The following is a 10,696-nucleotide window of genomic DNA, read 5'->3' as shown; positions in this document are numbered from 1 at the left end:
TTTAGCCAAAACGAACCAAGTAATCAAACGTAACCATCAATTTTTAGACCAGATTCGCCAGTTACGCAACTTGTTGACCCACCACAAGACAGATGTTGAAGTAAACTTGGCTTATCCTTCTGAAGAAACCAATCAACAACTCTTTGAAATCAACCAATTACTGACAGAAATTCCGTCAACTAGAAAATTTATCAAACCAGTTTTTGCCATTAATATGGATGATAGTCTAGAAAAAGCCTTGACTGATTTACACCACCATCAAGTATCCCAATTACCCGTCTTTAATAAGGAACGTTTGGTATCCATTATTTCTGCAGAACTCATCACCAAATATATTGCGGATGAAATTACTAAAAATTCTTGGTTCTATTTGGACTTCTCCAAATATCAAGTAAAGCAAATTATCAATCATAGCCAACATAAGAAAATTACCCGTAAACAAATCATTTCACCTGATACCCCAATTTTTGAATTAGATGATTTAATGGTCGACTTGATGCGTAACAACCGAAATGAAGTCTTATTGATTTCGGAAAAAGACGATGTCCGTAAACCTGAAGACATTATTGGAATTGTCACTCAACGGGATATTACGACGATTCTAAATTATTTATAAGATGAGGGTAGACAAAAAAGCTAGCGAAAATTGCCGCTAGCTTTTTTGTTCGCCTTCAACAAGGCATTATTCAGCTTGGTGGTCAAATTGTGATTGGTATAGATTGAAGTACTTACCTTCTTTTTCTAATAAACTTTGATGGTTGCCTTGTTCTAAGACATGGCCGTTTTCCATATATAAGATTTGGTCGGCATTTTTAATCGTTGATAATCGGTGGGCTACGATAAAGGTTGTATGGTTGACCATCATTGCATCAAAGGTTTCTTGAATCGCCTTCTCCGTCATCGTATCAATTGAAGATGTGGCCTCATCCAATATCAACATATCTGGGTCAGTGAGCATAATCCGCGCAATACAAATTAATTGTTGTTGCCCTTTAGAAATATTGGCCCCATTCTCACTTAATTTATACTGATAATCTTGGTCCATCTGCATGATCATGTCATGGATCTGGGCTTTTTTAGCCACAGCAACCACTTCTTCCATGGTTGCGCCCGACTTACCGTATGCAATATTATCAAAAATGGTTCCTTCAAAAATCCAAGAATCCTGTAAAACCATCCCAAAGTTTTGTCGTAGATAGCTACGTTGCATATCTAAGGTGTTGACGCCGTCAATATGAATCCCACCGGCTACTGGGTCATAAAATCGCATCAGAAGGTTGATAAGGGTCGTTTTCCCAGCCCCAGTAGGACCTACAATGGCTACCGTATCCCCAGCCTTGACATGGACGTTTAAGTCTTCAATTAAAGGTCGTTGGCTATCATAATGGAAGGTTAAGTCTTTAAAATCAACTGCACCTTCAACCGCTACAAGCTCTGCTTGGTCACGTGAAGGGGTCTCTTCTTTAGCACCCATCAGTTCGTGTACGCGAGCAGCCGCAGCTAAAGATGTTTGCATTTCATTAATAATAGAAGAAATATCATTAAATGGCTTGTTGTATTGGTTGGCGTAAGTTAAGAATGAAGAGAAAATCCCCACACTCAATTGGCCAGATAATACGGTAAAGGCACCAACCACGCCCACGACAGCATAAACAATAGAGTTTAAAATACGCGACGTTGGGTTAATTAAAGCCCCATAAAATTGTGACCACATACCTGACTCATGCACTTTCTGGTTAATACTTGTAAATTGTTCAATGGCGTCGTCCTCAAAGGTAAAGGCACGGACAATCATTTGCCCTTGAGCCATTTCATCCACGTATCCACCGAGTTCGCCACGTAAATTGACCTGTTCAGTAAAGCGGTGGTAGGTCCTACTGGCAATGATATAAGAAACAATCACAGAAATAGGTGTCAGAATAATGACAATCAGTCCGATTTTAACATCTAGGGATAACATCATCACGATAACCCCGACAATTAAAATCACGCCGGAGAATAAGTTATTGAAACTCTGTAATAAACCATTACCGACTAAATCGACATCATTAATGACACGAGAAACGAGGTCCCCTAAAGAATGGTTATCCACGTATGATAAAGGCAGCTTTTGAATCTTATTAAAGGCGTCTCTATGTAAGTCCGCAATAATATGGTAGGTTAATCGGTTAGACATCTGATTTTGTAAATACTGAGCTAGGGCTGCAATAAGAGCGAACACACCCAGCCAGATAATGGCTTGCCACAGGGCTTCAAAATCCACTTGGTCCAGGCCAACGATTTCATTCACTGCCTGTCCGATTTGAATGGGTATTAAAACTTGAAAAAGGACGGTAATTGTCGAAAATAGGAATAGGCCGATTGTAGTCCAACGGTAACGTTTAATGTAATCCATCAGCCACGAGAATGTTGTTTTATCCATCTGCTAATCCTCCTTTTCTTCTTGCATCTGTGAAGCAACAATCGCTTGATATATATCACTGGTTGCTAATAAGTCATCGTGACTACCAACACCAGCACTGCGTCCATTATTCATAACTAAAATTTGATCAGCCTGTTGTACTGAAGATACTCGCTGCGAAATCATGATAATAGTAGTATTTAATTTGCTTAATGCTTGACGTAATTTCGATTCAGTGACGAAGTCTAAGGCACTTGACGAATCATCTAGTATTAAAACTTGAGGTTGGCCAACTAAGGCACGGGCAATCGTTAGCCTTTGCTTTTGTCCACCTGAAAAGTTTTTACCACCTTGTCGAACGGGCATGTCTAATCCCTGGTCATTTTGAGCGACAAAGTCTTTAGCTTGTGCAATTTCTAAAGCTTGCCACAAGTCTTGGTCACTGATGTCCTTTTTGCCCATCAATAGATTATCTCTAAGCGTCCCTGTAAATAGGGATGCCGATTGAGGTACTAGACCGATTTTTTGACGGTAGGCATTCAGGTCTAAGTTTTGAATCAAGCTATCGTTAATGATAATTTGCCCCTGGTTGACATCGTCATTGCGTAACAACAAGTTAACTAAGGTCGATTTACCGGATGCCGTCCCCCCGATAATCCCAAAGAAGGAACCAGGTTTGATATCAGCTGTGATATTTTCAATGGTATTACGCTCTCCGTATCCAAAAGTTACATCATCAAATTGAATGGCCAAGGGTTCATGCCCAGAAAGTTTGTCCCGACCACTTAAGATTTCTGGTTCGATGGCTAAAACCTCATCAATTCGGTTTGTTCCAGCAATCCCGCGACTAAACACAAGTAAGATATTCACAAGTACATTTAAAGCCAAGAGAATATTATTCATATATTGAACTAAGGCAACGACATCCCCCTGCATAAACTGGCCATTATTTACCAGTCTACCTCCAAAGAACAAGATAAAAGCAATGGCTAAGTTAACTAAGAAAAGACTTGACGGGTTAGCCAGCGCTTGGAAGGCGCCCATTGTTAATTGCTCGCCTCTTAAAGTCAGGTTTTGTTTTTCGAATCGGTCGACTTCATGTTTTTCGTTGGCGAAGGCACGGATGTCCCGGATGCCTGAAAAATTTTCACGCACGATACGTGATAATTGATCCATACGACGTTGGATTTGGCCGTTTTGTTTATTAGTAAAAATATTAATGTATATCAAAATAGCACCAATGACCAATCCACCGATGATAAATATAGGCGCCAAGGTTGGACTCACATAAAAGGCCATCACAATTGAACCGATTAATAAAACTGGTACACGAGAACCCAAACGAATCATTAAGGCAATGGCCAATTGTAAGTTTTGTGTATCGTTTTCGATTCTTAAAACTACTGACGAAGCTGTAATAGTATCCAATTGCTTTCTATCCATGCGGTTTAATGTTTTAAACATTTCTAACCGCACTTCAGTCCCAATATCCTGGGCAACTTTAGAAGCCAAATATTGACAAACCAAGGCCGTTAAATAACCTAGTAAAGGCAATATTGCTAACAAAATCCCTTGCCTGATGATGACTGATGGATTGTCTTGATTGATCCCCTTGTTAATCAATGTAGCCATCACAATAGGCACTAATAACTCTAAAATGGCTTCGGCTACTTTAGCCATAAATGCCCAAAAGGCTTGGCCTTTGTTTTTAAGTAATATATCTTTAACCCGCATACACTCTCTCCTAGCACGATTATTTTCATTCTAAAATATCATACCATTAATTTTTAATTAGTTGGCATTATTAAGCCTCTATCCACTTTATTAAACAATTCTTTACTGGTTTATTTTTCAAAAAATATAAAAACAGGACAATCACTAGGGCCGCTTTATACAATATGTGCTATTTCCCATATAGCAGATTCGTTTCCCAATTTTGCAATACATGATTTTATTAAACAAAAAAATGCACGAAATTTACCTTTTAGCAATTTCGTGCATTTCTTGTATTTTTGTTGTCCTAATGATTATCTGTCTTCTTCAGCTACTGGTTTTTTCCAGAAACCTAAAACTAAGGCTGAGATAATTGAACCGATAATGACCGCTAAGATTAGTAGTAATGGTTGGTTACCTAACGCCACCATAGTGATGATACCACCATGTGGTGCAGGTACATTAGTTGTCCAGAATTGTGTTAAACCACCAGCAACAGCAGCACCTAGCACACTAGAAGTAATCACGCGTAACGGATCAGCAGCAGCAAATGGGATAGCACCTTCTGTAATGAATGTTAGACCCATAATGAAGTTTGTTAAACCTGATTGTTTTTCTGTCTTAGTAAATTTATTTTTAAATAAAACTGACGCCAAAGCGATTGCTAATGGTGGCACCATACCACCGGCCATAACTGCCGCCATGAATTTACCATCACCTGTATCTGTAAAGATACCGATAGAGAAGGCATAAGCTGCTTTATTGAATGGACCACCCATGTCGATTGCCATCATACCACCAAGTAAGGCACCTAGTAATACTAAGTTAGCAGTACCTAAACTTTCAAGGAAGTTCAACATACCTGTATTGATACCAGCAAAAATTGGCCCTAATACAAAGTACATGATAACACCAGTAATTAATAACGTAAGTACTGGGTAGAATAAGATTGTTCTAGTACCTGCAAGTGATTTTGGTAACCCTTTAAGCATTTCAATGACTAAGATTGTCACATAACCAGCAAGGAAACCACCAACTAAACCACCTAGGAATCCGGCACCAGCAGTATTTGCTAAGGCACCTGCAGAGAATCCGGCTACTAAGGCTGGTTGACCACCGATAGATTTAGCAATATTACCAGCAAATACTGGAATTAAGAAGGCAAAGGCTGCAGCACCGATGCCGTTGAAACCTAAGAATAAGGCAGATTCGCTACCAGCAAATCGTTCAATTAAAAATGAGATGGCAATAATAATACCACCAGCGATAACGAATGGTAACATTGCTGAGATTCCGTTCATTAAGTCTTTGTATAATGACTTGAAGTTGAAGCGACCTGAACCTGCACCGTCTTCACTTGAAGCATCATCTTCATCTTGACGGTTAGTCGTGTAAACTGGTGCGTCGCCAGATAAAGCTAAATTAATCAATTCTTCAGTTTTGTTGATACCGTCAGCAACTGGACGTTCAACCACTTTTTTACCGTTGAAACGACCCATTGGGACATTTTTACTTACCGCAACAATGATACCGTCAGCTTTGTCGATATCTTCTTTAGTTAAACCATGTTTAACGCCTTCAGATCCACGCGTTTCAACTTTAATTTGTACGCCTAGTTCTTGTGCTTTTTTCTTCAAAGCATCTTCAGCCATATAAGTGTGGGCAATACCAGTTGGACAAGCGGTTACCGCAATGATATATGGTTGCTTTTCGTCAACGTCAGCTGCAGAAACATCAGTAGAAGATTCCTCTTCTTTGTTTTCTGCGTCTAATTGTGCTTGTGCTAAGTTTAAAATACCTGTAATAGCTGCAGTATCTTGGGCACCTTTTAAGGCAGCAATGAAGTCTTCGTTCATTAATAACTTAGAAAGTTCAGCAAGTACTTGTAAATGCGTATCCGCAGAGCCACCTTCAGCAGCGATCATAAAGAATAATTCTGCTGGCTGGCCGTCTAGAGATTCGAAGTCTAAACCGCCTTGTTTTTTAGCAAATACAACTGAAGTTTTTGTAACTGCTTCATTTTTAGCGTGAGGCATAGCGATACCATTACCTAAACCAGTACTCATAGTATCTTCACGCTTTTGGATGTCTGAACGGAAACTATCAAAGTCGCTCACTGCTCCAGTATCCACTAATTTTTGCGCCATTTCGTCTAAAATAGCGGCCTTGTTATCTGCTTTTACATCAAGAATCATTAACTCTTCACGTAAAATATCCGTAATTTTCATATCTATCTCCTTCATTTCCGACTGTATACTTTATTTATGTAAAAATGATAGACCGACTGCCCCGTTTAAGGCATCAATGTCTTTCTTCTCTGCCAAGTCTTCTTTAAATGCTGTGGCACTCCCACTTTGTACCGCTAGCACGAAAGCTTGAGATGCTGGTAAACCTTGTTGTAATCCGGCAACAAATCCGGCAATCATTGAGTCACCAGACCCAACTGTATTAATGACTTGACCTTGAGGTGCATCAGCCTTAACAATACGGTCTTTGTCAATAAATAAGGCACCGTCACCACCCAGTGATACAACGACGTTTTCTGCACCTAATTCTTGTAACTTCTTACCATATAAAACAACGTCATCTATTGAATTGATTTCAACACCGAATAAGTCACCTAACTCATCCTGGTTTGGTTTGACTAAAAGTGGTGCCATTGGTAAGGCTTCGATTAATTCTTGGCTTGCTGTATCGAAGATGAATGGAATACCGCGTTCTTTCAATAAGCTAATTAAGCTTAAGTAGAAATCTTCCGGTAACCCTTGTGCTTTACTACCAGAAAGGACAATCAAGTCTTCTGAAGTCATCATTTGAATTTGTTGGCGCAGTTGGTTAATCGCCTCTTCATCAATGACAGGGCCTGCACCGTTAATTTCTGTTTCACTTTTTCCTTTAGTCTTCACATTGATACGTGTTGGACTAGAAATTTCGATAAATTGAGTAGATGACCCTTCTTTTTCCAACCATTCACGGATAAAGTCCCCTGAGTAACCACCTACAAACCCTAAGGCAATATTGGGTACTTCAAATTGGTTTAGGATTCGGGATACATTAATCCCTTTCCCACCTGGTAACATCTGTTCACGCGTTGATCTATTCGTCTTCCCTGCTTGGATCTCATCAATGTACATTAAGTAATCGATTGATGGATTTAACGTTAGTGTATAAATCAATTGTTGACCTCCTTTATTTTATATACCTGAGTAAAATCTTCTTCTGCATGTCGATCTTTAGAAATATTTGTAACGACTTGGAATTCACAATCTAAGTTAACAGTGATTGGATAAGTCTTCTCAAACTTACTTTGGTCAATCATGACATGAACGTCTATACTTTGACTGGCTGCCTGCTCTTTCAAAAAGGCTTCCGCTTCGTCAGTTGTCGTCAAGCCATCATTTAAATCGATACCATTCATCCCTAAAAATACATGGTGAAAATGGTATTTCTTTAATTGTTTATGAGCGCTTTGGCCAACAATTGCTTGGGTATTAGCCCGTAAGGTGCCACCTAATAATTGGATATTCAAGCCTTTGCCAGCTGCGACAATCGCTTGATCGACACCATTCGTAACGATATTTAATTGCATGTCTGGTGTGATGAAATCAAGCATTAGTAAGGAAGTTGTACCGGCATCTAGATAAATAGTTTCGCCTTTTTCTATCAGACTCACTGCATATCGGGCAATGATTCGCTTCTCATTCGCATTATCGAGTACCTTGTCACTAAATCGGGGTTCTTCTCCAATTACTGGATTAGCACCCTTCTTCAATTTGGCACCACCATGGACGCGAATTAGGAGTCCTTCATCTTCCATACTATCTAAATCACGACGCAAGGTTGACTCGCTGGCACTAGTCATGGTGACTAAGGTCTGCAAATCGACCATATGATGCTGGTTTAGGTAATCTAAGATGATGGTTTTTCGTTCCTCTAATAACACCTTATTCGAACTCCTTACATGTAAATATTTTATAAAGAAAATGCAAACGCTTACTCAATACCACAACCATTATACACGCAAAAACATTCAGAATCAATCATTTTCTTTCAAATAAAAAGTAGAACATCAAAATTCATGTCCTCTTCAATATAAAATACTTATTATTACAGTTTTTTACGCAAATCCTTCTTCTGAATAAAATGGTGGCTGCCCCAATTGTTGGATGGCCTCATAGCGATTTTGAACGATTTCATCCGCCATAGCTGGTAAATCAGTCAGGTTCACCCATTTTAAATCATCATGTTTATCTGTTTCCATAATTTGCGGTGTACCCACAAATCGGTCGGTCGTCAGATATATATTATAGTAAGTCGTTTCATCGTCTAAACGTAGATGGGTTAAGCCAACAAATTCTATATCGTCCGCCTGAATTTGAATGCCCAATTCTTCATAGACTTCTCGAACCATAGCCTGGCGTACCGTTTCCTGCGCTTCAACATGCCCAGATATACAATCCCACACATTTGCTAACATTTCCGTTTGCCCTCTGTGTTGTAGTAGGACTTGCTTATGGCCATCCAATTCCCGGGTTAAAATTAATATGCCCGCTGAAGGGTTGGTATATCGCAATTTCTTACTTGCCATTTCATCACACTTTCTAATTCTACTTCTAAATTTCTTTCTTTGAGATTTCTTTCATTGTATAAGGAATTCGTTTGCTAATTTGACTAGGTAGGACGACGTAATGGCCTTCATACAGTTGGTCACCAATGTAGGAATGCAAGAAAACTGCCAGCTTCACTGCATCTGCTGTTTTGTTTAATTGACCTGCTAAACCAGCAATCATCCCCGCTAGCGTGTCCCCCATACCGCCAGTCGCCATGCCAGGATTACCCCCAGGATTTCGGTAACTTACCAGCTCATTTGGCACATAAATTTCTGTTGATGATCCTTTCAATACTAGGACAGCACCCGCTTGGTCTACCCAATTTTGAATGCTCTCTTGGTCGTCGGGCCGGACTTTTCCTGCAGTTAGTCTACGCCATTCTCCTTGATGGGGTGTCAAAATGATTGCATGTTGATTATCAGGGGAAAGTAATTCATGGATTTTCTTATCCTCATCTTCTGTCAAATCTGCCGCCAGTAAATTTAAAGCATCTGCGTCCAAGATGATCTTCAACGAGCGTTTGGAGGATGCGATTGTGGTTTTGATTAGCTTCCATAAGTCCAGGTTATCCATCCCGAATCCAGGTCCAACCAACAATATATCCACTTTCTCAATCATCTTCTTGACAGCAAACACATCCGTCCAATCGATAATCATGGCTTCCGGCAAAACAGTATGGATGGCGGGCAAGTTAGCTGAATCAGTTGCAATCGTGGTTAAACCTGCCCCCGAATTGATTGTAGCCATGGTTGCCAATTGGGCAGCTCCACCCATGGCTTGGTTCCCCGCAATAATCAGGACATGACCAAACAGGTTTTTGTAGGCGTCCTCGTCACGAACTGGTATGAGTCTTTTAACAGCCGTTAAATTCAAATCAACCTTTGATAATGTCACAAACTTCACCCCTTTTTCTTTCATTCTAGCACTAGTAAAAGAATATGCCTAACCCTTTATACGCAAAAAGGTTGACCATATTAGCCAACCTCGCGCTTACACATCGTGTGTAATGTATTTGAATTATACTAAACCTTGAGAAATCATTGCGTCTGCAACTTTTTTGAAACCAGCAATGTTTGCACCGGCAATTAAGTTATCTTCTTTACCGTATGTGCTTGCAGCTTCTTTCGATTCGCTGAAAATATTTTTCATGATATCTTGTAACATGCCGTCAACTTCTTCAAATGTCCAACTTTGACGTTGGCTATTTTGTGCCATTTCTAGTGCTGAAACTGCTACACCACCGGCATTGGCAGCTTTCGCTGGTCCAACGTAAACACCATTTGCTAATAACGTTTCTGTTGCTGGTGCATCTAAAGGCATGTTAGCACCTTCAGAAATGAATTTCACGCCATTTTTAACTAATTGATCAGCTTGTGGTTTTTTAACTTCATTTTGTGTTGCTGCCGGGATTGCTAAGTCAGCTGCAATTTCGTGGTCCCAAACAGAACCTTCAAAGTAGCTTGCTGTAGATTTAGCTTCTGCATACGCAGTTAAACGTTCACGGCGAACTTCTTTTACATCACGTAAAAGGGCTACGTCGATACCAGTCTCATCAATGATGTAACCTGTTGAATCTGATACTGAAATCGCTGTACCGCCAAGTTCTTGAAGTTTTTCAGCAGCGTAGATAGCTACGTTACCCGCACCAGAAATAATCGCGCGTTTACCTTCAATTGTATCGTTTTTAGCTTTTAACATCTCGTTTAAGAAGTATACAGCACCGTATCCAGTTGCTTCAGTACGTGCTAATGATCCACCATATAATAATGGTTTACCAGTTAAGACACCATTTTCAAAGCCACGTAATTTTTTGTATTGGCCGAATAAAAAGCCAATCTCACGTCCACCAACACCGATATCACCGGCTGGTACATCTTTATCTGGACCGATATATTTTTGTAATTCCGTCATAAAGCTTTGGCAGAATCGCATAATCTCGTTGTCTGACTTACCTTTTGGATCAAAGTCAGCA

9 protein-coding genes are annotated in these 10,696 nt (G+C 39.8%); 1 reads left to right on the top strand and 8 read right to left on the bottom strand.

Annotated elements, in window-relative coordinates; all coding sequences use genetic code 11:
- Nucleotides 1-616, top strand: a 616-nt coding sequence (locus tag ACRCJ0_RS06480) for a CBS domain-containing protein (protein ID WP_431389938.1), incomplete at its 5' end; no start/stop codon positions are given.
- 66 nt (nt 617-682) lie between these two features.
- Here the strand turns inward: ACRCJ0_RS06480 and ACRCJ0_RS06475 are convergent.
- The 8 genes from ACRCJ0_RS06475 to ACRCJ0_RS06440 form a co-directional block, all read right to left on the bottom strand.
- The gene (locus tag ACRCJ0_RS06475; RefSeq protein ID WP_431389937.1) at nt 683-2,422 is read right to left on the bottom strand and encodes an ABC transporter ATP-binding protein; all 1,740 of its coding nucleotides are present in this window, start codon (nt 2,420-2,422) and stop codon (nt 683-685) included.
- Between the two features lie 3 nt (nt 2,423-2,425).
- Nucleotides 2,426-4,135 (bottom strand): ABC transporter ATP-binding protein, encoded by a 1,710-nt coding sequence (locus ACRCJ0_RS06470; protein WP_431389936.1) that lies wholly within the window; start codon nt 4,133-4,135, stop codon nt 2,426-2,428.
- Between the two features lie 293 nt (nt 4,136-4,428).
- Complete coding sequence (locus tag ACRCJ0_RS06465; protein ID WP_325756360.1) at nt 4,429-6,342, bottom strand: PTS fructose transporter subunit IIABC; 1,914 nt, start codon at nt 6,340-6,342, stop codon at nt 4,429-4,431.
- Between the two features lie 30 nt (nt 6,343-6,372).
- Complete coding sequence (gene pfkB, locus ACRCJ0_RS06460) at nt 6,373-7,290, bottom strand: 1-phosphofructokinase (protein WP_325756361.1); 918 nt, start codon at nt 7,288-7,290, stop codon at nt 6,373-6,375.
- Nucleotides 7,287-8,057, bottom strand: a complete 771-nt coding sequence (locus tag ACRCJ0_RS06455; RefSeq protein WP_431389935.1) for a DeoR/GlpR family DNA-binding transcription regulator — start codon at nt 8,055-8,057, stop codon at nt 7,287-7,289. The genes pfkB and ACRCJ0_RS06455 overlap by 4 nt, the downstream gene beginning before the upstream one ends.
- 174 nt (nt 8,058-8,231) lie before the next feature.
- Entirely contained in the window at nt 8,232-8,702 is a 471-nt protein-coding gene (locus ACRCJ0_RS06450; RefSeq protein WP_325756363.1) for an NUDIX hydrolase, read from the bottom strand.
- 25 nt (nt 8,703-8,727) lie between these two features.
- Nucleotides 8,728-9,618, bottom strand: a complete 891-nt coding sequence (locus ACRCJ0_RS06445) for an NAD(P)H-hydrate dehydratase (protein WP_431389934.1) — start codon at nt 9,616-9,618, stop codon at nt 8,728-8,730.
- A gap of 123 nt (nt 9,619-9,741) precedes the next feature.
- The coding region (locus ACRCJ0_RS06440) for a Glu/Leu/Phe/Val dehydrogenase dimerization domain-containing protein (protein WP_431389933.1) at nt 9,742-10,696 on the bottom strand (955 nt) is incomplete at its 5' end.

It is taken from the genome of Aerococcus sp. L_32 (assembly GCF_050689315.1).
The sequence above is the reverse complement of the archived record's forward strand: the minus strand, read 5'-3'. Positions and strand labels throughout refer to the sequence as shown.